The 21,344-nt window shown below is 62.6% G+C and carries 21 protein-coding genes; 18 read left to right on the top strand and 3 right to left on the bottom strand.

Features of this window, described 5'->3' with window-relative positions:
* Positions 1-3: 3 nt before the first annotated feature.
* Positions 4-864, bottom strand: coding sequence for a LysR family transcriptional regulator (locus AC1DYQ_RS09915; RefSeq protein ID WP_477686658.1), 861 nt, complete (start codon positions 862-864; stop codon positions 4-6).
* A 104-nt stretch (positions 865-968) separates the two neighbouring features.
* On the opposite strand from AC1DYQ_RS09915, the gene AC1DYQ_RS09910 reads away from it, so the two are divergent.
* From AC1DYQ_RS09910 to AC1DYQ_RS09840, 15 genes are all read left to right on the top strand, one after another.
* A complete protein-coding gene (locus AC1DYQ_RS09910; RefSeq protein WP_477686657.1) occupies positions 969-1,256 on the top strand; it encodes a DUF1330 domain-containing protein in 288 nt (95 codons plus the stop codon).
* 141 nt (positions 1,257-1,397) lie between these two features.
* A complete protein-coding gene (locus AC1DYQ_RS09905) occupies positions 1,398-2,369 on the top strand; it encodes an inositol monophosphatase family protein (RefSeq protein WP_477686656.1) in 972 nt (323 codons plus the stop codon).
* 144 nt (positions 2,370-2,513) lie between these two features.
* Positions 2,514-2,810, top strand: a complete 297-nt coding sequence (locus AC1DYQ_RS09900; protein WP_457279104.1) for a phosphopantetheine-binding protein — start codon at positions 2,514-2,516, stop codon at positions 2,808-2,810.
* Positions 2,807-3,478, top strand: coding sequence for a COG4648 family protein (locus tag AC1DYQ_RS09895; RefSeq protein WP_457279105.1), 672 nt, complete (start codon positions 2,807-2,809; stop codon positions 3,476-3,478). Before AC1DYQ_RS09900 ends, AC1DYQ_RS09895 begins: the two co-directional genes overlap by 4 nt.
* Positions 3,475-5,139: an AMP-binding protein gene (locus AC1DYQ_RS09890; RefSeq protein ID WP_477686655.1), complete on the top strand. Its 1,665-nt coding sequence runs from the start codon at positions 3,475-3,477 to the stop codon at positions 5,137-5,139. The genes AC1DYQ_RS09895 and AC1DYQ_RS09890 overlap by 4 nt, the downstream gene beginning before the upstream one ends.
* Positions 5,136-6,104: an LpxL/LpxP family acyltransferase gene (locus tag AC1DYQ_RS09885; RefSeq protein ID WP_477686654.1), complete on the top strand. Its 969-nt coding sequence runs from the start codon at positions 5,136-5,138 to the stop codon at positions 6,102-6,104. The genes AC1DYQ_RS09890 and AC1DYQ_RS09885 overlap by 4 nt, the downstream gene beginning before the upstream one ends.
* A 4-nt stretch (positions 6,105-6,108) precedes the next feature.
* A complete protein-coding gene (locus tag AC1DYQ_RS09880; protein ID WP_477686653.1) occupies positions 6,109-6,753 on the top strand; it encodes a LolA-related protein in 645 nt (214 codons plus the stop codon).
* Positions 6,753-9,095: an MMPL family transporter gene (locus AC1DYQ_RS09875; RefSeq protein ID WP_477686652.1), complete on the top strand. Its 2,343-nt coding sequence runs from the start codon at positions 6,753-6,755 to the stop codon at positions 9,093-9,095. The genes AC1DYQ_RS09880 and AC1DYQ_RS09875 overlap by 1 nt, the downstream gene beginning before the upstream one ends.
* Positions 9,088-9,891: a polysaccharide deacetylase family protein gene (locus tag AC1DYQ_RS09870; RefSeq protein ID WP_477686651.1), complete on the top strand. Its 804-nt coding sequence runs from the start codon at positions 9,088-9,090 to the stop codon at positions 9,889-9,891. The genes AC1DYQ_RS09875 and AC1DYQ_RS09870 overlap by 8 nt, the downstream gene beginning before the upstream one ends.
* An 86-nt stretch (positions 9,892-9,977) precedes the next feature.
* Positions 9,978-10,562, top strand: a complete 585-nt coding sequence (locus AC1DYQ_RS09865; protein ID WP_477648079.1) for a phosphatase PAP2 family protein — start codon at positions 9,978-9,980, stop codon at positions 10,560-10,562.
* Positions 10,563-10,644: 82 nt separating this feature from the next.
* On the top strand, positions 10,645-11,838 hold the full coding sequence (locus tag AC1DYQ_RS09860; protein ID WP_477686913.1) for a beta-ketoacyl-[acyl-carrier-protein] synthase family protein: 1,194 nt from the start codon (positions 10,645-10,647) through the stop codon (positions 11,836-11,838).
* 9 nt (positions 11,839-11,847) lie between these two features.
* On the top strand, positions 11,848-12,678 hold the full coding sequence (locus AC1DYQ_RS09855) for a beta-ketoacyl synthase chain length factor (RefSeq protein WP_477686650.1): 831 nt from the start codon (positions 11,848-11,850) through the stop codon (positions 12,676-12,678).
* Positions 12,679-12,692: 14 nt separating this feature from the next.
* Positions 12,693-13,199, top strand: coding sequence for an ApeP family dehydratase (locus tag AC1DYQ_RS09850; protein WP_477686912.1), 507 nt, complete (start codon positions 12,693-12,695; stop codon positions 13,197-13,199).
* A complete protein-coding gene (fabG, locus tag AC1DYQ_RS09845) occupies positions 13,196-13,930 on the top strand; it encodes a 3-oxoacyl-ACP reductase FabG (RefSeq protein WP_477686649.1) in 735 nt (244 codons plus the stop codon). The genes AC1DYQ_RS09850 and fabG overlap by 4 nt, the downstream gene beginning before the upstream one ends.
* Positions 13,931-13,941: 11 nt before the next feature.
* Entirely contained in the window at positions 13,942-14,742 is an 801-nt protein-coding gene (locus AC1DYQ_RS09840; protein ID WP_457279114.1) for a class I SAM-dependent methyltransferase, read from the top strand.
* Here AC1DYQ_RS09840 and AC1DYQ_RS09835 read toward each other — a convergent pair.
* Both AC1DYQ_RS09835 and AC1DYQ_RS09830 read right to left on the bottom strand, forming a co-directional pair.
* Positions 14,730-15,506, bottom strand: coding sequence for a glycosyltransferase family 2 protein (locus AC1DYQ_RS09835; RefSeq protein WP_457279115.1), 777 nt, complete (start codon positions 15,504-15,506; stop codon positions 14,730-14,732). The genes AC1DYQ_RS09840 and AC1DYQ_RS09835 overlap by 13 nt on opposite strands.
* Positions 15,507-15,543: 37 nt before the next feature.
* Positions 15,544-16,398, bottom strand: a complete 855-nt coding sequence (locus AC1DYQ_RS09830; protein ID WP_477686648.1) for a lysophospholipid acyltransferase family protein — start codon at positions 16,396-16,398, stop codon at positions 15,544-15,546.
* Positions 16,399-16,710: 312 nt separating this feature from the next.
* Between AC1DYQ_RS09830 and mutS the strand changes: the two genes are divergently transcribed.
* Genes mutS through AC1DYQ_RS09815 form a run of 3 tightly spaced genes read left to right on the top strand, consistent with a single transcriptional unit; the run spans position 16,711 to position 21,047 of the window.
* Positions 16,711-19,323 carry a DNA mismatch repair protein MutS gene (mutS, locus tag AC1DYQ_RS09825; RefSeq protein WP_477686647.1) on the top strand — a complete coding sequence of 871 codons (2,613 nt, stop codon included), beginning with the start codon at positions 16,711-16,713 and terminating at the stop codon, positions 19,321-19,323.
* A gap of 50 nt (positions 19,324-19,373) precedes the next feature.
* Entirely contained in the window at positions 19,374-20,201 is an 828-nt protein-coding gene (locus AC1DYQ_RS09820; RefSeq protein WP_457279118.1) for a proteasome-type protease, read from the top strand.
* Between the two features lie 3 nt (positions 20,202-20,204).
* Entirely contained in the window at positions 20,205-21,047 is an 843-nt protein-coding gene (locus AC1DYQ_RS09815) for an alpha/beta hydrolase (protein ID WP_477686646.1), read from the top strand.
* Positions 21,048-21,344 lie beyond the last annotated feature (297 nt).

Here is a 21,344-nt window from a genome sequence, read left to right as displayed (position 1 = left end):
GTCCTATGCCGGCGGCTTCAGGACGCGGAGCAATGCCTCCACCTTCGGCGACTTCGCCCCTTTGCGCCAGATCAGGTCCGTCTGGGCGCAATCGCTGCCCGGCGGCAATGCGTGGATGCTGAGCCGGCCCCGCTCCGGAAAGGTTGCCAGCACGCTGCGCGGCACCAGCGAAATGCCCATGCCCACCACCACGCAGCCCAGCATGGCATGGTAGGACGTGATTTCAATCGTCTGCACCGGCATGCTGTTTTTCAGCAAGTACCAGGCTTCCAGCCGCGCGCGATGCGGGCAGCCCTTTTCAAAAGCCACCATGGCACGCGGCGGCTCGCTGTGGGTCGCCGTGACAGGCGGATGCCCGGCGCTCGCAACAATGACCAGTTCCTCGGTGTAAATCGCCTCCCGTTCAAAGGGACCCTCCGCAATAGCCCCAGTGACCAGCGCCGCGTCCATCTCCCCCGCCAGCACAGCTGCGGCCAGTTGCTGCGGGTTGCCGGTTTTAAGCGCGAGCCTGATTTCCGGATAGAGACGCACAAAATCGCTCAGAGGGGCCGGCAACCGCACAGCCGAAGTGCTTTCCATGGCACCGAGCACAAATGCGCCGCGCGGCTGCCCTCCCTGCACAGCATCGCGTGCTTCCTCAGCCAGGCTGATCAGGCGTCCGGCATAGTCCAGCAACACCTGCCCAGCTGGCGACAGGTGCAGCCGCTTGCCCTCACGGATAAAAAGCGGCACGCCGAGCTTTTCTTCCAGCTGACGGATACGCGTCGTGATGTTGGATTGCACGCGGTGCAAGCGCTCGGCGGCACGTGTCACACCGCCCGCCTCCACCACGGCACGAAAAATAACCAGGTCGCTCAGCTCCATGATCTCTTATGAAGATATTAATTATCTTTATTATTCATTTTTCAGATGAATTGTCACGCGTATCGTCCAGCCTTCATTACTTCACACCACCCAAGGAACAAAGAATGGCAAAGGCTTATTGGATCGTGCGCGTCTCGGTACGCAATATCGAGGAATATCCTCGTTACCTCACGGCGGCGCGGCCGGCCTTCGAGAAGTTCGGCGCACGCTTTCTGGTGCGCGGCGGCACGTACCAATGCATGGAGGGCAACTCACGCGAGCGCAACGTCGTCGTGGAGTTCGCCGACATGGCGACCGCCCAGGCCTGTTATGCCAGCCCCGAATACCAGGCAGCCCGGGCAATCCGGCAGCAACACGCTGACACGGATTTCCTGATCGCGGAAGGCGCCTAGAACAGATTCCCGGGCGATTGGGACGCGATATCGACCCTGGTAAGGAGTTAAGAAAGGACGGTTCGCGTTTATGGGAAAATACCGGCATTGCCCGCCGCCCGCATCGCCGGCGCCGGTTCGTTCCGCTCTTCCCTACAAGTTATGTCCAGCAATCTCCACCCCATGCTCAACGTGGCCATCAAGGCTGCGCGCGCTGCAGGCGCCATCATCAACCGTGCGGCGCTTGACGTCGAATCGGTTCGCATATCGGTCAAGCAGACCAACGACTTTGTCACCGAGATCGACCAGGCCGCTGAAGCCGCGATCATCGAAACGCTGCTGACCGCCTACCCCGGCCACGGCATCCTCGCCGAAGAATCCGGTAGCGAGCACGGCGCCAAAGACTCCGACTTCGTGTGGATCATCGACCCGCTGGACGGCACCACCAACTTCATCCACGGCTTTCCTGTTTATTGCGTCAGCATCGCGCTGGCTGTCAAGGGCAAGGTTGAGCAAGCCGTGGTGTATGACCCCACCCGCAACGACATATTTTGCGCCACCAAAGGCCGCGGCGCCTACATGAACGACCGCCGCATCCGTGTAGCCAAGCGCACCCGGCTGCAGGAATGCCTGATCTCGACGGGCTTCCCTTACCGTCCCGGCGACAAGCTCAAAAGCTATCTCAACATGCTCGGTGAAGTCATGAGCCAGTGCGCCGGCGTGCGCCGCCCGGGCGCTGCGGCGCTGGACCTGGCCTACGTGGCAGCGGGCTTCAGCGACGGCTTTTTTGAAACCGGCCTCAAGCCCTGGGATGTGGCGGCCGGCTCACTGCTGGTCACCGAGGCCGGCGGCCTGATCGGCAACTTCACCGGCGAGGCTGACTTCATCGACCACGGCGAATGCGTGGCCGGCAATCCGCGCATTTACGGGCAGATGGTGGCCACTTTGGGCAAATACAGCAAATTTGCCGGCGCCGGCGACAAAGCCACGGTACGGCAGGCCCTGCAGGAAGACACTGTGAGCACCGAGACCGCCGACGCCACCGCCCAGCCCGCAGACAAACCAAAGCTGACCGCCAAAAAGATCAAGGCCCCCGCGGCACGCCCCGACACCACACCGGACGCACCCTTCTAGCACCAGCCGTTGTAGGCAAAGGCCGCGATGAAGGCTTGAGCCGTATGGCCTCAGCTAAAATTTCCGCACTGCGCTGGGAGTCGCATGCATGCAGCGGCCCCGACCGAACTGTTTTCGCACCCGGTAATAACTAGTAATAAAACTATGCCTGAATCCACCGTAAAAACCTCTTCCACATCGGCTGATGCAGCCTTGCTGCGCGAGGTCGCGGAACTGGTGGTGAGCGCCCTCAACCTTGAGGTGAGCGCCGACGATGTACAACCGGACGAACCGCTCTACGGCGACGGCTTGGGGCTGGATTCCATCGACATCCTGGAAATTGCGCTGGTTGTCTCCAAGCACTATGGCCTGCAGCTCAGGGCGGACCACGAAGACAACCACGCCATCTTTCATTCGCTGCGAAGCCTGGGCGACCATATTGCCGCCTGGCGAACCCAGTGACAGCTGTGCTGGCGACACGGTTTACCCAAGCCTGTCGCTGGGGCGGCATCGCGGCTCTGGGAATCGGCTACGCCGTGCTTTCCCATCTGGCCGCGGCATCGACGGCGCCGGGCTTGCTTGAGGCGCTGGTCGCCGTGCTTCCGCTGCTGGTGCTGGCCGTTGTCCTGGCCTGGCGTTCACCGCAGCGCCCTGTCATGCTGGCCCTTTGTGGTGTGGCCTGCCTCGGGTTTTATCTGTTCAGGGAATGGCTGATCACCCATTACAACTGGGTTTTCCTGCTGCAGCATGCGGGCACGTATGCCCTGCTGTGCGGAACTTTCGGCCGGACACTCGTGCAAGGGCGCACACCGATGATTGCGCAATTTGCCCGCATCGTGCATGGCGAGCTTTCGCCTGCGCTTGTTTCGTACACGCGGTCGGCCACCTTGGCGTGGGCCTTGTATTTCGGAATCATTGCAGGCTTTTCATTGCTGCTGTTCTGGCTGGCACCCATTGCCGTCTGGTCCACCTTTGCCAACCTCCTGGGTATTCCCCTGCTCGCACTGATGTTTGCGGCGGAATATGCAGTCCGCTGCTACGCATTGCCGGCAGCAGATCGTGCCGGTCCGCTGGAAGCGATTCGTGCCTACCGGCAGGCTTCCGCAGAAAGCCGCGCACGCCGGCCATGACGACGTTTCCGCTCATCTCGCACACCCGGGCTGAAGACGTTGTGGCTTGCAGCCATGGCCAGGCCGTTACCGTTGAACATTTTCTGGCCGATGTCAGGCAGCTTGCAGCGGCCCTGCCCACAGGCAAGCATGTTCTCAATGTCTGCGCCGACCGCTACCGGTTTGCCGTGGGTATGGCGGCCGCCCTGCTGGCAGACAAGGTCAGCCTGCTGCCACCCACGCTGACGCCGGAAATGGTGAAACAGGTCCGCAGCTTTGCACCCGACGTGTTCTGCCTCGCGGACCAACCGCAGTCCCTGGCCTTGCCGTTACTGGGCTGGACGGATGCGATGACGCCACGTCCGCCGGGCACCGCAACTGGCATGCAGTGCGATATTCCACAAATTCCCGCATCGCGCATTGCCACCATCATGTTCACCTCCGGCTCGACCGGTACGCCGGTGGCGCATCGCAAGAGCTGGGGCGGGCTGGTTCGCAGCGCGCGGGCTGAAGCCGCCCGGCTCGGCTTGCTGGATGGCCGCAAGCACAGCATCGTGGCAACGGTGCCGCCGCAGCACATGTTCGGCTTCGAGTCCACCGTGTTGCTGCCGCTGCAAAGTGGTGCCATTCTGGTTGCCGCCCATCCGTTTTATCCGGCCGATATCTGCACCGCACTGGCGCAAGCGGGGCGCCCCCGCATGCTGGTGACCACGCCCGTGCATTTGAAAGCGCTGCTGGCTTCAGGCATGGACATTCCGCAGGTTGACCTGGTGCTTTCCGCCACGGCTCCCTTGCCACCCCAGCTGGCATTGGCCACCGAAGCCCGCTTGCAAGTCCCGCTGCTGGAAATCTACGGCTCCACCGAAACGGGACAAATCGCCACACGGCGCATGACCGAGGCTGTGGCGTGGACACTTTTTCCAGAAGTCACGCTGAGCATCAGGCAAGGACAGACCTGGGCCTCAGGCGGTCACGTCGACCAACCCACCCCGCTGGCCGATGAACTGGAATCGGTGTCGGACACACAATTCCTTTTGCATGGCCGGACTGCCGACCTGATCAATATCGCGGGCAAGCGAAGCTCGCTGGGCTACCTGAACCATCAGCTCCACGCCATACCGGGCGTGATGGACGGCGCCTTCTTCATGCCGGACGAGGGTTCCGGCGACACCGTGGTCCGGTTGATGGCTTTCGTTGTGGCACCGGGCCTGACGGCGCCGGCCCTTCTGGCGGCGCTGAGGGAGCGGGTTGACGCCATATTCATCCCGCGGCCCCTCGTGCTGCTCGACAGCCTGCCACGCAACAGCACCGGGAAATTGCCGCGCGATACGCTGGTTACCCTGGCGCGCAACCATCTTCAAAAGAAATCTCCCGTTCCGGGCGAAACCCGGTTTTCCATCGCCCCTGACCATCCGGCGCTTGCCGGGCATTTCCCCGGTACACCCATTGTTCCCGGTGTGGTGTTGCTCGACGCCGCCATACACGCGGTACAACACGCACGTACCGGCCATGCCACGGAGGTCTGCCAGATCAGCTCGGCGAAATTCCTCAGCACGGTGGGGCCCGGTGAGACGCTGACCATCTCCTGCAGCACCACCGCCACCGGCAGCACGCGCTTTGACATTTCCAGCGGCGACCGAAAAGTGGCCACCGGAACCTTGCTGTTATCGCCGCAGCCATGAACACGCCACGCGGAGCCAATGCGACATCAGGCGCCGAATGGCAGCAGCTCCCGGAACGCAGCAACGGCTTCATGCTGCGTGTCATGACCTGGATATCGCTGAACCTGGGCCGCAGCACCAGCCGCATCGTCCTTTACGGGATTGCAGCCTATTTCCTCGTTTTCGCGCCGGCGGCGCGCCGGACGTCACGAAACTATTTGCGGCGCGTGTTCGACCTGCCGTCGCCCGCTGCGGTCGGCTGGCGTCATCTGTTCCGGCATTTCCTGAGTTTTGCTTCTGCCATTCACGACCGTGTTTACCTGCTGAACGACCGCTTCGAGCTGTTTGATATCCAGGTGCACAACCAGCAACTGATCGACAAGGTGGTGGCTGACGGAAGAGGCGTGTTCCTCATCGGTGCCCATCTGGGCAGTTTTGAAGTACTGCGGGCCATCGGGCGCCAGCAACCGGGCCTGCGCATTGCCATGGTGATGTACGAGGAAAATGCGCGAAAAATTAACGCGGCGATGGGCGCCATCAATCCCAAAGCGCAACTGGACGTCGTGGCATTGGGACATATCGATTCCATGATCAGGGTGCACGAACTGCTGGATGAGGGTGCCGTCGTTGGCATGCTGGGTGACCGGTCACTGGGTAAGGACGACACCTATTCCATCGAGTTCCTCGGAGACGCCGCCGAGCTGCCGCTGGGTCCTTTTCGCATGGCCGCCATCCTGAAACGCCCCGTGTTGTTCATGACGGGGCTGTACCGCGGCGGCAATCGTTATGACATTCATTTCGAACCTCTGGCGGATTTCTCGACGCTGCCTTCGCGCGGCCGCACAGCGGCGGTGCAATCTGCCATGACGCGCTATGCTGCACTGATGGCGCAATACTGCCGCAGCGCGCCTTACAACTGGTTCAATTTTTTTGATTTCTGGCGGCGCGCGCCGCGGCAGTCCGGCCAGCCTGAACAAAACACCTGAGCATATGACACACCTTATTCAGCAAACGTCCACCCCCGCCTCGTCGCACATCACGCAACAGCCGTCACGGCCCGTCTTCGCGCTGGCCGCAGTTGTGATGGGTCTGGTGTTGGCCGCGTTGAGCCCGGCAGCGCTGGCCGCCTGGGACCTTCAGCAACTGATGGATTCGCTGGCGCAAACCAAGTCGGGCCGCGCCACCTTTGTCGAAAAAAAGAGCATTGCGCTGCTCGACAAACCGGTGGAATCGTCCGGCGAACTGCTCTATACCGCACCCGACCGGCTGGAAAAGCGGACGCTCAAACCGAAGCCTGAATCCATGGTGGTGAACGGCGGAGAACTGGTGATTGAACGTGGGAAGCAAAAATACCAGCTGCGGCTGCAGGCGTACCCCGAGCTGGCCGCGTTCATTGACAGCATTCGCGGCACCCTGGCGGGCGACCGCAACGCCCTGGAGCGTAACTACCGGCTCAGCCTTGAAGGCACGGCCGAACGCTGGACCCTGCAATTGCAGCCCGTCGATCCCAAAATGCAGGCGGTGATCCAACGCATCCGCATTACGGGTGTGCGTGACCAGTTGCGCAACATCGACATCGCCCAGGCCGATGGCGACAGCTCCACCATGACCATCGAGCAAGTGGCAGCCCCGTGATGAACGGCGCACGCGGCCGCATGGCAGCCATTGCGGTATGGCTGGCATTCCTGATCGGTTGCGGCATTGTCATCAGCCGCACACAGTTCACGACCGACCTGTCGGCGTTTTTGCCGCGTACTCCCACACCCGAGCAACAACTGCTGATGGACCAGCTGACCGAGGGCCTGGCCTCTCGGCTTGTCCTGGTAGGCATAGAAGGCTCCGATGCCCCTCAGCGTGCAGCGCTTTCCAAAAAGATGGCGCAGCAGTTGCGCACCGACTCCGCTTTCGCCAGCGTGGCGAATGGCGAACCCGTCAATAGCGAGCGGGACCGCAATTTCCTGCTCAACCATCGTTATCTGCTGAGCCCTTCAGTGACGCCGGAACGATTCAGCGCGGATGGGTTGCACACGGCCCTCACTGACAGCATCGAATTGCTCGCTTCGCCCGCAGGCCTGATGGTCAAGGCCCTGCTGCCCCGCGACCCTACCGGCGAAATGGTGCAGTTGCTGGGCCAGCTCAACGGCGGAAGCCAGCCGCAACAGGCCCATGGCGCCTGGACTTCACGTGATGGCAAGCGCGCGCTGATGCTGCTGCAGACCCATGCAGCAGGCTCTGACACCGATGCCCAGCAACGCGCGATGGCCGCGATTCGCCAGGCCTTCGATGTGGCGGGCGGTTCCTCAGCTGGTGCCAGCTTCGTCATGACGGGCCCTGGCGTATTTTCGGTCACGTCCCGCGAAACCATTCAAAGCCAGGTGAGCCACCTCTCGCTGATCAGCGTGGCGCTGATCGCGACGCTGTTACTGCTGGTTTACCGTTCCGTCGGCGCCCTTTTGCTCGGATTTCTGCCCGTGCTGAGCGGCGCGCTGGCGGGGATTGCCGCGGTCAGCCTGGGCTTTGGGTCGGTGCACGGTATCACGCTGGGCTTCGGCACAGCGCTGATCGGGGAAGCCGTGGACTATTCCATTTATCTTTTCGTGCAGTCCGAGGATGCGGGCGCCGACCAGGCGCATTGGGTCAAGCGCTTCTGGCCGACCGTCCGGCTCGGCGTTCTGACCTCCATTGCCGGTTTTGCCTCTCTTTTGTTCTCGGGCTTTCCGGGTCTGGCTCAACTCGGCCTGTATTCGATTGCCGGCCTGGTCGTGGCCGCCGCAGTGACCCGCTATGTGCTGCCGCATCTGCTGCCGCGCCATTTCCGCATCCATGATGTGTCGGCCATCGGGCGGGCGCTGGAGGGGCTGGTGCAACATGCGGCCTTGTTGCGATGGCCTGCCGCGGCCCTGCTGATAGCCGCCTGTGCCGTCCTTGTGGGAAATCACGCAAGCCTCTTCAACGACAAGATTTCCTCGCTCAGCCCGGTCTCGCAAGCCGATGTAGCGCTGGATGAAAGCCTGCGTGCCGATATGGGGGCGCCTGACGTGCGCTATGTGGTGGTGGTCTCCGGTACCAGCCAGGAGTCGGTGCTCCAGACTGCTGAACAGGTTTCAACCCTGCTCCAGGCACAGGTCGAGCGCGGCGAGATTGCCGGGTTTGAGAGCCCCAGCCGCTACCTCCCCAGCGTGGCCACGCAACGCGCCCGCCAGGCCAGCCTGCCCGCCGCTGAGGTGTTGCAGGCCCGCATGACCCAGGCCACGCAAGGCCTGCCAGTGCGCCCCGGGGTGTTTTCACCTTTCCTGGCAGAGGTCGCCGCCGCCCGCAGCCAGCCCCTGCTGCAGCCAGCCGACCTTGAAAAAACCTCGATGGCCATGGCCTTGGCCGCATTGCTGATTGGTAAAGACGGCCGCTGGAGCGCCCTGCTACCTTTGACTGCGTCCCAGGGACGAAACATCGACGCCGACAACATTCGTGCCGCGCTGGCCACCAAGCCCTTGCCTGGCGTACTTTTTGTCGACATGAAAACCGAGTCTGACCGTTTGTATTCCAGCTACCTGCACGAAGCCATCGTGCTGTCACTGGGCGGGCTGGCAGTCCTCGTGGCCCTGTTGCTGGTGGTTTTCCGCTCCCCTTCCCGGGTGCTGCGGATCATTGCGCCGCTGGCGGCCGCGGTCGTCACAGTCACGGCCGGGCTGGCCCTGCTGGGCCAGCAACTGATCATCCTGCACCTGGTGGGCCTGTTGCTGGTCGTGGCCGTGGGCTCCAACTACGCGCTGTTTTTTGACCGGCCCGATCCCCATGCCCCGATAGCGCCCAGAACCCTGGCGTCCATGCTGCTGGCTAATCTGACCACCGTCGCAGGGTTTGGCCTGCTCGCATTTTCCAAAGTATCCATCCTCCAAGCCATGGGCGTTACCGTTGCCCCGGGGGTCATCCTGGCGCTGGTTTATGCCGCAATTTTTGCCAGGAAGCCCCATGCCTGACCTCCGGTGGAAGCCCAGCATCCTGGTACGTGCGAGCATCACGCTGCATGCGGCGGCACTTGCGGCCATCCTTGTTGATTCCGGCTGGTGGCGCTGGGCGCTTGCCGCCGTGGTCCTCAACCACCTGTTGCTCACCGTCGTGGGTATGTGGCCCCGCAGCCAGTGGCTTGGCCCCAACTGGACCCGCCTGCCCCAGGCCTCCGTCGCCAGGCGGGAAATCGCCCTGACCATCGATGACGGCCCCGACCCCGCCGTGACACCCAAAGTCCTGGACCTGCTCGACCGGTATGCGGCCCGCGCGACCTTTTTTTGCGTCGGTGACAAAGCCGCCCGCCATCCCGAGTTGTGCCGCGAGCTGGTGCGGCGCGGACATGCCGTTGAAAACCACAGCCAGCACCACCGCCACTACTTTGCCCTGACGGGCCCGCGCAGCATGTTTCGCGAGTTGCAGGCGGCGCAAAACACACTGAGCGGCCTGACAGGCCGGCGGCCTCTCTTCTTTCGCGCTCCCGCCGGCCTGCGCAACCCCTTTCTTGATCCGGTACTGGCCCGGCTCGGCCTGAAGCTTGCCAGCTGGTCCGTGCGCGGTTTCGACACCCGCGTCGCCAATGCCGAGCGTGTAAAACGCAAACTCACAGCCGGGCTGCAAGCCGGCGCCATCCTGCTGTTGCATGACGGCAATGCAGCACGCACACCGCAAGGTGTTCCGGTCATCCTGGATGTCCTGCCCGCCTTGCTGGAGTCCATTGCGGCCGCCAACCTGCGCACCGTGACCCTGCAGCAGGCCCTCGCATGAATCCTACGCAGAAAACCCGGCAGAGCCCGTGGTCACAAATAGGGCGGGTTATCTTTCAGCACATCTATCTGAAAGCCATTGGCACGATGCTTTTCATCGGCGTGTTTTTCGGCGCCTACTTTTACCTGCTCAAGCACCCGGCCTTTCCGATCGCGGTGATGCCTCTCACCTGGCCCGACCGCTTCATCGCTTTTGAACCGCTGGCCTTGCCGGTTTACCTCTCGCTATGGGTTTATGTCTCGCTGCCGCCCATCTTCTTTGGCGACCGGCGCGAACTCCTGCGCTATGGCGGCGCCATTGCGCTGACCTGCCTGGCGGGTCTGCTGGTTTTTTATTTCTGGCCCACGGCCGCACCCGCCCCAGACATTGACTGGCCGAAATACCCTCAGATGCTTTTCCTGAAAAACATGGACGCGGCAGGCAACGCCTGCCCTTCGCTTCATGTGGCAACAGCCATTTTTTCAGGCATCTGGCTGCACCACCTGTTGCGCCGATTCTCCGTCCCCGCATGGTTGCTGGCGGTGAACGCCCTCTGGTGTTTCGGCATTGCCTATTCCACACTGGCCACAAGGCAGCATGTCGCGGTGGACGTTGCCGGAGGCCTGCTCCTGGGGGGGGTGGCAGCCTGGTTGTCCCTGCATCTTCACAAACAGCGCACCGCAGGCAAGTAACAGCTGGTGTCCGGCATCGCAACGGCGCCGGATTTGCCACCTGATTTGCTAAAGTGTCTTTTTCTTCAGATTGGTTTTTTCTCTGTATCCACTTTGGCTTTCCCACTTCACCGCAACCAGCAGCATGGGTCGCGGTCTTGCACAAACTCTCGACGCGTTGCGTACGCGGCGGAGCGGGCTCGCCCCATGCACTTTTGACACGGTCGACCTGCCGACCTTTGCAGGCGAGGTCACGGGCACCGACAGCGTGCAGCTTCCTGCGCAATGGGCCCGCTTCGACTGCCGGAACAACCGGCTCGCCCTGCTGGGGCTTCAGCAGGACGGCTTTACTGAAGCGGCGGCAGCCGCCAGCAAAAAATACGGCGCGCACCGCGTGGGAGTCTTCATCGGCACCAGTACATCGGGCATTTTGCAAACCGAACTCGCCTATCGCCGGCGCGACCCCGAGACCGGTGCCCTGCCCCCCGATTTCATTTACGGCACAACACACAATACATTTTCTGTCGCTGATTTCACGCGTCAGTACCTTGGGCTGACCGGCCCGGCCGCCGTCGTCTCGTCAGCCTGCTCTTCCAGTGCCAAGGTGTTTGCCTCCGCGCGAAGGATGATGCGGGCGGGTCTGATCGATGCTGCCGTGGTCGGCGGGGTCGATTCGCTGTGTCTCACAACCTTGTATGGCTTTAACTCGCTGGGCCTGATTTCCCCCCAGGCTTGCAGGCCATTCGACGCCGCACGCAATGGCATCACCATTGGCGAAGCGGCCGCTTTCGCCCTGCTGGAGCCCACGCCGGCACAACCCGCCCCAGGTGACGTGCTGCTCCTGGGCGTCGGCGAATCCAGCGACGCCCACCACATGTCTTCCCCCCATCCCGACGGCCTGGGCGCACGGCTGGCAATGCAGCAGGCACTGGACATGGCCGGCCTCACCACGGCCGGGATCGATTACATCAACCTGCACGGTACCGCCACACAAAGCAACGATGCCGCGGAAGCCAAGGCAGTGTCCGGGCTATTCGGCCCAGGCACCCCCTGCAGCTCCACCAAGGGCGCCACCGGCCACACGCTGGGCGCCGCAGGCGGGCTTGAAGCCGTGATCTGCGCGCTTGCATTGCAGCACGGCCTGCTGCCCGGCGGCATCAACACCCATGAGCGCGACCCGGCCCTGCCTGTCAACTACCTCCTGGACAACCAGGAGGCCGCCCCCCGGCATGTGCTCAGCAACTCCTTTGGCTTCGGCGGCACCAATTGCAGCCTGATTTTTGGCCGTGCCGGTTAAGGTCCCGACATGACACAAGCACAATCCCCATCCGCAACAGCGCTGACGGTCTTTGTCGAAGGTATCGGGCTACTGGGCCCCGGACTGGCGGGGTGGGCGCAAGGGCGCGAACATCTCAAAGGCAGCACCGCTTATCAAGCCACGCGCTGCGTTCTTCCGCCACCCATGGCTTTACCGCAGGCCGAACGCCGCCGGGCCGGCGCGGTGGTCAAGGTGTCGCTGGCTGTGAGCGAGGAAGCCGTTGCAGCTTCGGGCCTGCAAGCTGCCATGCTGGCATCCGTGTTTTCATCTTCCAGCGGCGACGCCGTCAATTGCCACGAAATTTGCAATGCACTGGCCTCCAGCGACAGGCTGATCTCCCCGACGCGCTTTCACAATTCAGTGCACAACGCCGCCTCCGGCTACTGGAGCATTTCAAGCGGCTCGATGGTTTCGTCTTCAGTGCTTTGCGCGCGCGATGCAAGTTTTTCGGCAGGCCTGCTCGAGGCCATGACCCAGGTAGCGGTGGACCAGGTACCCGTGCTGCTGGTCGCTTATGACACCGATTACCCGGAGCCGCTGTACAGCACACGCCCCATTCCCGACACCTTTGGCCTGGGACTGGTGCTGACACCCTACCGCAGTGAACACAGCCAGGCGCAGTGGACGCTGGAACCAGACAACTGCCTGACGGCCTTGCCTGCCGACCGGCTCGATGACGCCGCGCTCGAACAGCTGCGCACAGACATTCCTGCGGCACGCTGCCTGCCGCTGCTGCTCAGCATCGCGCGGCAGCAAAGCGGCCGGATCGTGCTGGACTACCTTGACGGCCGGCAGCTGGCCCTGCAGGTGGCACCGTGACGCTTGCAGGCCTGATGCCCACCAAGGCCTGCAACGCGCCTTTGAGTCTTGAGCACGACGAGATCGCGCGCCGCATTCCCCATCAAGGCAGCATGTGCCTGCTTGAACGCGTCACGGCGTGGGACAACAGCCAGATTGCCTGCGAAGCCACCAGCCACCGCGCTGCCGGCAATCCTCTGCGTGCCTACGGAAGGCTGGGCGCCGCATGCGGGATTGAATATGCGGCGCAAGCCATGGCCGTGCATGGCGCACTGATCTCGGAAGCCGTGGCCGGTACCCAGGAAAACCACCCGCAGGCCGGCGATGCCGCCCCCTTCGGCTACCTGGTCAGCGTTCGCGGCGTCACCCTGCATGTCGAAAGACTCGACGACGTCGACCTCGCGCTCACCATTCATGCCGAGCGCACGAGCGGCGACGCCGGCAGTATTCTTTATGGGTTTACGGTCCACGCGGGCCCTGCATTGCTTCTGTCAGGCCGCGCCGTGGTGATGCTCGGCGCACCATCCAAGGGGACTGCATGAACGCCTCCGTACTCAAACGCGCGCTGGTCACCGGTGGCAGTGGCGCCATTGGCTCGGCCATTTGCCGGCAACTGGCTGCCGATGGATTTCACGTCATCGTGCATGCCAACCGCGGCCTTGATGCCGCCTTAGCGCTGGTGGCCTCCATCCAGGCGTCAGGCGGTCATGCGGAGGCTGTGGCGTTTGATGTCACTGATGCCGCCGCAACCGCCATTGCCCTGGAAACCCTGCTGCTGCAGGGGCCGGTCCAGGTGATCGTGAACAACGCCGGCATCCATGACGACGCGGTCTTTCCGGGCATGCAGCTGCGGCAATGGCAACAGGTCATTGACGTCTCGCTGAATGGTTTTTTTCATGTCACCCAGCCCTTGATGATGCCGATGATCCGTACGCGCTGGGGGCGTATCATCAACATCACGTCGGTCGCCGCAGTGGCAGGCAACCGCGGACAGGTGAATTATTCGGCTGCCAAAGGCGCATTGCATTCGGCCACAAAATCCCTTGCACTGGAGGTGGCCAGCCGCGGCATCACGGTCAATGCGGTCGCGCCCGGCATCATCGCAACGCCGATGAGCCAGGACAGTTTTGATGCCACTGCCATCGCGCAGCTGGTACCCATGAAACGAGCCGGCCGACCCGAAGAAGTCGCCGACCTCGTGAGTTTTCTGACTTCAGAGCGCGCAGCTTACATCAGCGGCCAGGTTATTTCCATCAACGGCGGCATGATTTAAAAAGGCACTCCATGACCATTCCTGAAAACACTCCCACGGTGCATGCACCCCATGTCCCGCTGACCGAGTATTACCAGACAGAGCAGGACCGGCAAACCTATCTGCGCAGGATTTTTGACAGCACGGCGCCGGACTACGACCGCATCGAGGCGATCCTGGCCTGGGGCAGCGGTTCACGCTATCGACGCGACGCACTGATTCGCGGCGGCCTGAAAACCGGCATGAAAGTGCTCGATGTGGGCGTGGGAACCGGGCTGGTTGCCGCGCAAGCCTGCCTCTTGACTGGAGACCCCACGCTGGTGACCGGCCTTGATCCCAGCCCCGGCATGATGGCCGCCAGCAAGCTGCCAAAAACCATGGTGCTGGTGGAAGGCCGGGCCGAGTCCCTGCCGTTTCCGGACAACCATTTCGACTTTCTAAGCATGGGCTATGCCCTGCGCCACATCAGCGACCTGGGTGTGGCATTTGCAGAATTTGAACGCGTGTTGAAGCCCGGTGGACGGCTCTGCGTGCTAGAAATCACCCAAGCAAAAAGCCCCTGGGGCCGCTGGTTGCTCAAGACCTACATGCGCGGCGTCATACCGCTGCTGACGCGCTTCGTTTCGCGGCAAAAGGAAACCGCGTCCATCTGGCGCTACTACTGGGACAGCATAGAAGCCTGCGTGCCGCCCGAACAGGTGCTGGCCACGCTGCGCGCGGCGGGTCTGGCGGATGTCAGGCAACACCTGGAAGCCGGCGTATTTTCAGAATACCAGGCAGTCAAGTCGCTGCCCGGCTCCGCGGCGCTGGCCTCAACTCATCACGATCGCTGAAACAGGCGCCGGGCCAGCAACACCGGCAAGCGCAGCACAAACCCGATGAAAAGCCGGGAATGCATCCAGGTGAGCAAGAGGTTGTCGCGCAAGTAGTTGAAGTGCGACACACCCCCTTCGTCGGGCCGAAAATACTTCACGGTGGCCGGCAGGTTGACTGGTTTCACGCCGCGCCAGCACATGCGCACCACCGCTTCCGGGTCAAAATCAAACCGGCGCATCCAGCGTTGCCCGGCCATCACATCACGCAGCGGCGCGATCGGGTAAACACGAAAGCCGAACAGGGAGTCCCCGATGCCGGCCCAGAGGGTTTCCAGGTCGGCCCATCCATTGGACACCTTGCGTCCATTGACCCGCAGGCGCGGGGCATCCGCGGCGAACACCGGCACGCCGAGCACCATAACAGCGGGTTGGGCCAGCGACGCGACCATGAACTCCGGAATCAGGTGGGCGGGGTGCTGCCCATCGGAGTCCATGGTCAGCACATGCGTGAACCCCTGGGCCGCAGCCAGCTCAATGCCGTGCAGCACCGCGGCACCCTTGCCCACATTGCGCGGCAACACCACGACACGCAAGCGCGCATCGTCTGCGGCCATTGCCAGCAGGCGGTCGGTGCTGCCGTCCGTGCTGCCGTCGACGACCACCCAGACCGGCGCCCACTGAGCAAGTGCACTGCGAACTGTTTCGTCAACTTTGACACCGGGGTTGTAACTGGGAATCAGGACGAGATGCGTCCTGGACATGTCGCGAAGGGAATCATTCATCGAGAGATTTAACTTGAACGGAAAACTGCGTGCAGCTTCACGCCGGCGGCGCTGAAGCAGTCAGGGAGGACGAGCGGGTACGCCCCAGCTCGGTCTGGAAGTATTGCTCCAGCTCTGCGGTGAAGTGCGCCGTGTCGCTTACCGGCTCAAAGCATTTGCCGAGGCGAACACGGTAAGTGACCGGCATTTTCGGCGTCCATAGCAGGGACCAGCCCTTGCCCAGAAACCTCGAATCGGTTTCGATAAAAACGGTCTGTACCGACACACCCGCGTATTTGGAAATCAGGCTGGTCGTTCCCTGCATGCGCCCCACAGGAAACCGCCGCGTGCGGGTGCCTTCCGGGAAAAGCAGCAAACTGCTGCCCTGGCGCAAGTCGGCGACGGCCAGCTGCACCATGGTGCGCAGCGGCGTATTGCGGATGTAGCCTACCAGCCGCGCACCGGCCCCAAAAAAAACGCTGTTGACGATGTCCGCCTTCATGATGCAGGTGGCGTCAGGCAAGCGCGACAGGATCATGATGGCGTCCAACAGGGAAGGATGATTGGGCGCGATGATCACCGCCGGGCCCGCCTGCAGCGCATCCAGCGCCGTCAGGTCGAACCGGCAGGCCCCCATCAACACCAGCAGGCGCAGGTAAGACCGGAACGTGGCCGCAACCAGCCTGCGCCCCCATCGTTTGCTCAATACCCTCGGCAACAATGGCCGCATAAGCACCGCCAGCAACGAGACCGCCAGGCTGACGCCGACAAGCACCAGATAACCCACACAAAGACGGGCGGTTTCATGCACCGCCCTGCGGCCCTTATTGGCCAGGGACGGCTCGGCAAGCACGGTATCAGTCGGCTCCGCCCCGCTTGCGCTGTTGAAAGGCGAGATACTCGGCTCGGTCATTGCTTGCCTTTCGGTTGAGGTCGTGGGCCCTGGCGCAGACCGTATCCGGCTTGCTTTTTTGAATGGATGAATGCAAGTGAGTCTACCTCCTCACAAATACCGTTCTTTGGCAAATTGCCGGATTTCAGCGTAGGGCTTCATCCCGACTGAAGGCCGCACTCCAGGTTTTTCAGGCAGAAGCCGACCCTGACGGTAAGTGCCTGATAGTAAAGGACAATCAGGAGCCGGAAACATCGAGGAACGGCCCCTGAGATAGGCGCCAGGTGAGACGAAAATGCAAAAAGAAGGAAGCGCGCACGCGCTAGGTCATTGATGCAAAAAGAAACAATTCGCGGCAAAAACCCAACAGGCGGGGCGCCGGAAGACACACCCATGATGACGCAATACAAGCGCATCAAGGCGGAGTACCCCGACACCCTGGTTTTTTACCGCATGGGGGATTTCTATGAAGTCTTTTTTGCCGACGCGGAAAAGGCCTCCCGCCTGCTCGACATCACGCTGACGCGGCGCGGCCAGTCCGCGGGCGAGCCGGTCGTCATGGCGGGTGTGCCCTTTCATTCCCTGGAAGGCTACCTGGCCAAACTTATCAAGCTCGGCGAGTCGGTGGCCATCTGCGAGCAGGTCGGCGACGTCGCCACCAGCAAGGGCCCCGTGGAGCGCAAAGTGGTGCGCGTGGTCACGCCCGGCACACTGACCGACACCGAGCTGCTGAGCGACAAAACCGAATCCATCCTGCTGGCCGTGCACCAGGGCGCACGCAACACCTGCGGCCTGGCCTGGCTCAGCGTGACGCAGGGCGAAATCCACCTGGCGCACTGCGCCAATGACGAACTCGAAGCCTGGCTGGCGCGCGTGGCGCCCAGCGAACTGCTTTACAACGTCGACGCGACGCCGGCCTTTGAGCAGCGCCTCAAAGCCCAGCGCTGCGCCGTCAGCGCCCGCCCGGCATGGCAGTTTGATTCCGCCCTGGGCGCGCGCCGCCTGCTGGACCAGCTCAAAGTCGCCTCGCTCGCATCCTGGAACGCCGAAGCGCTGAATGAGGCGCACGCCGCCGCTTCGGCGCTGCTGGGCTACGCCGAACACACACAGGGCCGGGCGCTGTCGCATGTGCAGGGCCTGCAGGTGGTGCGTTCGGGCGAGCTGATCGAGCTGCCGCAAACCACGCGCCGCAACCTGGAACTCACGCAGACCTTGCGCGGCGAAGAATCGCCCACGCTGTTTTCATTACTGGACACCTGCACCACCGGCATGGGCAGCCGCGCACTGAAAAGCTGGCTGCTCACCCCGCGCCGCGATCGCGCACAGGCCGCCGACAGGCTGGATGCCATTACCCACCTGCGCAGCGGCTCACAGCAAACCCTGCGCGCCAAACTCAAGGGCTGCAGCGATGTGGAACGCATTACGGCCCGCATCGCGCTGCGCCAGGTGCGCCCGCGCGAGCTCGTGGCCCTGAAAGACACGCTACAAAAAACAGAGCTGGTGGCGCCCGCCGGTATTGGGCTACCAGCACTTTTAATCAAAATCTTTGAGGACCTGCAGCCGCCGGAAGGCTGCCGCGAGCTGCTGGGCCGCTATGTGCTGGACGAGCCTGCCGCACTGATACGCGACGGCGGCGTCATCAACCACGGCTGCGATGCCGACCTGGACGAATTGCGCGCCATCCAGACCAACTGCGACGACTTTTTGCTGGACCTGGAAGGCCGTGAGAAAGCCCGCACCGGCATCGCCAACCTGCGTGTGCAGTTCAACAAGGTGCACGGCTTCTACATTGAAGTCACACAAGGCCAACTCGACAAGGTGCCCGACGACTACCGCCGCCGCCAGACACTGAAAAATGCCGAGCGCTACATCACGCCCGAGCTCAAAGCCTTTGAAGACAAGGCCCTGTCGGCGCAGGAGCGCGCACTGGCGCGCGAGAAGTGGCTGTATGAACAGCTGCTCGACCAGTTGCAGGACTTCATTCCCGCGCTGAGCCGCCTGGCGCGCGCTCTCGCCTCACTCGACGCGCTGTGCGCGCTGGCCGAACGCTCGCTCACCCTCAACTGGGCCGCGCCCGTGTTCGTACGCGAGCCCTGCATCGACATCAGCCAGGGCCGCCACCCTGTCGTCGAAGCGCGCTTGGCCGAAACCGGCGGCGGCGCCTTCATCGCCAACGATTCCGTCATGAGCGGCAAGCACCGCATGCAGGTCATCACCGGCCCCAACATGGGCGGTAAATCGACCTATATGCGCCAGGTGGCGCTGATCGTGCTGCTGGCCAGCGTGGGCTCTTACGTGCCGGCGGCCAGCTGCCGGCTCGGGCCCATAGATGCTATCCACACCCGCATAGGCGCAGCCGACGATGTGGCCAACGCGCAATCGACCTTCATGCTTGAAATGACCGAGGCCGCGCAAATCCTGCATGCCGCCACGCCGCATTCACTGGTACTGATGGACGAAATCGGCCGCGGCACCTCGACCTTCGACGGCCTGGCGCTGGCCGGCGGCATCGCGGCCTACCTGCACAACAAGACCCAGGCCTTCACGCTGTTTGCCACGCATTACTTTGAGCTCACCGAATTCCCGGCGCAGCACCACGGTGCGATCAACGTGCACGTGAGCGCGGTCGAGTCCGGCGCCGACATCGTGTTTTTGCACCACATCGAGCCCGGCCCCGCCAGCAAAAGCTACGGGATTGCCGTGGCCAAGCTGGCCGGCGTGCCCGCCGCCGTCGTCAACCACGCCCGCTATGCACTCACCGCGCTGGAGGCCCATCAGACTGAAGCGCGCGCCCAGGTCGACCTGTTTGCCGCCCCGCCCGAAGCCGCCGCGCCCGAGCAAAGTGCCGTGGACAAGGCATTGGGTACCATAGACCCTGACGCACTGAGTCCGCGCGAAGCGCTGGACGCTCTGTACCGCCTGAAAAAGATCTCCGCCTCACCGTGACCCAGCGCAACCCGACCGCCCCCACACTTCCAAGCCACCAAAGCCACCTCATGACTTACTGCGTCGCCGCCAAACTCAACGCCGGGCTGGTGTTCCTGTCAGACTCCCGCACCAACGCGGGCCTGGACCACATCAGCACCTTCCGCAAAATGATCGTCTATGAAAAGCCGGGCGACCGTTTCATGGTGCTGCTGTCGGCCGGCAATCTGTCGATTTCCCAGTCGATCCGCGAGATCCTGCAGGTCGAGCAGCTCAAGGACCCCGACGGCGGCGAAGCCATCACGATCTGGAATGCCAAAAGCATGTTCGACGCTGCGCGCGTGCTGGGCTCGGCGATCCGCCGCGTCTACGACCGCGACGCCGAGGCGCTGAAAAACGCCGACGTCGACTTCAACGTCTCGCTGGTCTTTGGCGGGCAGATCCGCGGCGAGAACATGCGCCTCTTCCAGATGTATTCGGCCGGCAACTTCATCGAAGCGACCGACGAGACACCTTACTTCCAGGTCGGCGAATCCAAATACGGCAAACCCGTGCTGGACCGCGTACTCACCCCGGCCACGCCGCTGGCCGAAGCCGCCAAGTGTGTGCTGGTGTCCATGGACTCGACGATGAAGTCGAATCTCTCGGTTGGCCTGCCGCTGGACCTGGTGGTCTATGAGGCCGACACCTACCGGAGCGACAAGATCGTCTGCATCGACAACGACAACCCCTACTACCGCATGATGCACAGCAGCTGGGGCCAGAAGCTGCGCGAGGTGTTCGACAGCATCGAAGACCCGGTGTGGGACGACGCGCACACCGACATCCCGTTGAAGATGCCGGCCACGCGCCATGAGCCGTTGAAGAAGATCAGCACGCCTGACGAAAAACTGATTTAAGCCGTGCCCGCCAACGCAAAGCCGCTGGTCATTTTTTCCCACGGCAACAGCTTCCCGGCCAGTACCTACAGCGCGGTGTTCCAGAGCCTGAAAGCACGCGGCTTTCAGGTCAAGGCGATTGAAAAATTCGGCCACGACCCACACTACCCCGTCACCAGCAACTGGCCGCACCTGGTGCAACAGCTGGCCGACTTCACAGCCCGCGAGGTTGAAAAATCCGGCCAGCCGGCTTTCCTGGTGGGGCATTCACTGGGCGGGTTTTTAAGCCTGATGTGCGCCGCACGCAACCCGGTGCTGGGCGGCCAAGCCGTCAAGGGCGTGGTGCTGGTCGACTCCCCCATCCTGGGTGGCTGGCGCGCCGCAGCGCTGAGCGTGGCCAAGCGCGCACAACTGGTGGGCTCCATATCCCCCGGCGCCATCAGCCGCAAACGCAAGAACCAGTGGCTGGGCAAAGAGGAAGTGTTTGAACACTTTCGCAGCAAGAAGGCATTTGCCGCCTGGGACGAACAGGTACTGCGCGACTACATCGAGCATGGCACCTACGAAGGCACCGGCGACGACGATGGAAAGCAGTTGCTGAGCTTCGACCGCGACGTCGAAACCGCGATCTACAACACGCTTCCGCACAATCTGGAAGGTTTGCTCAAACGCCATCCGCTGAAATGCCCCGTTGCCTTTATCGGCGGACGGCAATCGGTGGAGATGAAGCAGGTTGGAATGGCGATGACCGAAAAGGTGACGAAGGGGCGGATCATGATGCTGGATGGGAGTCATCTGTTTCCGATGGAGAAGCCGTTGGCAACGGCGGCTGCGGTTGAGGCGGCTTTGAGGAATTTCCTCGAGTAGGCTGCTGTTGTTTCCGGCGGGGCGCCCTCTGCTGGGTGTTGCTGGCCGGGGGTAGCCCGGCGGCTACTCACTTTTCTTTTGGCGAAGCAAAAGAAAGTGAGTTGCATGCCGGGCAACCCCGGCCAGCAATCCTCAGCAAAGAGCGCAATGCCGGAGCAAAATCCGGCCTCAAGGAACCGCTATCAATTCAATAGCTGCCAGCGCCCGTCCCTATTGCCCCAAAGGCCAAAAAACCTCCCTAAAAATGTAGATTTCAGCGATGTTGACGCTGCGGGGACTTACCCTTAAGACTGCGGT

Source organism: Polaromonas sp. P1_F4, from assembly GCF_056405675.1.
Note: the sequence above shows the minus strand (reverse complement) of the source record. Positions and strands in the feature narration are given on the sequence as shown.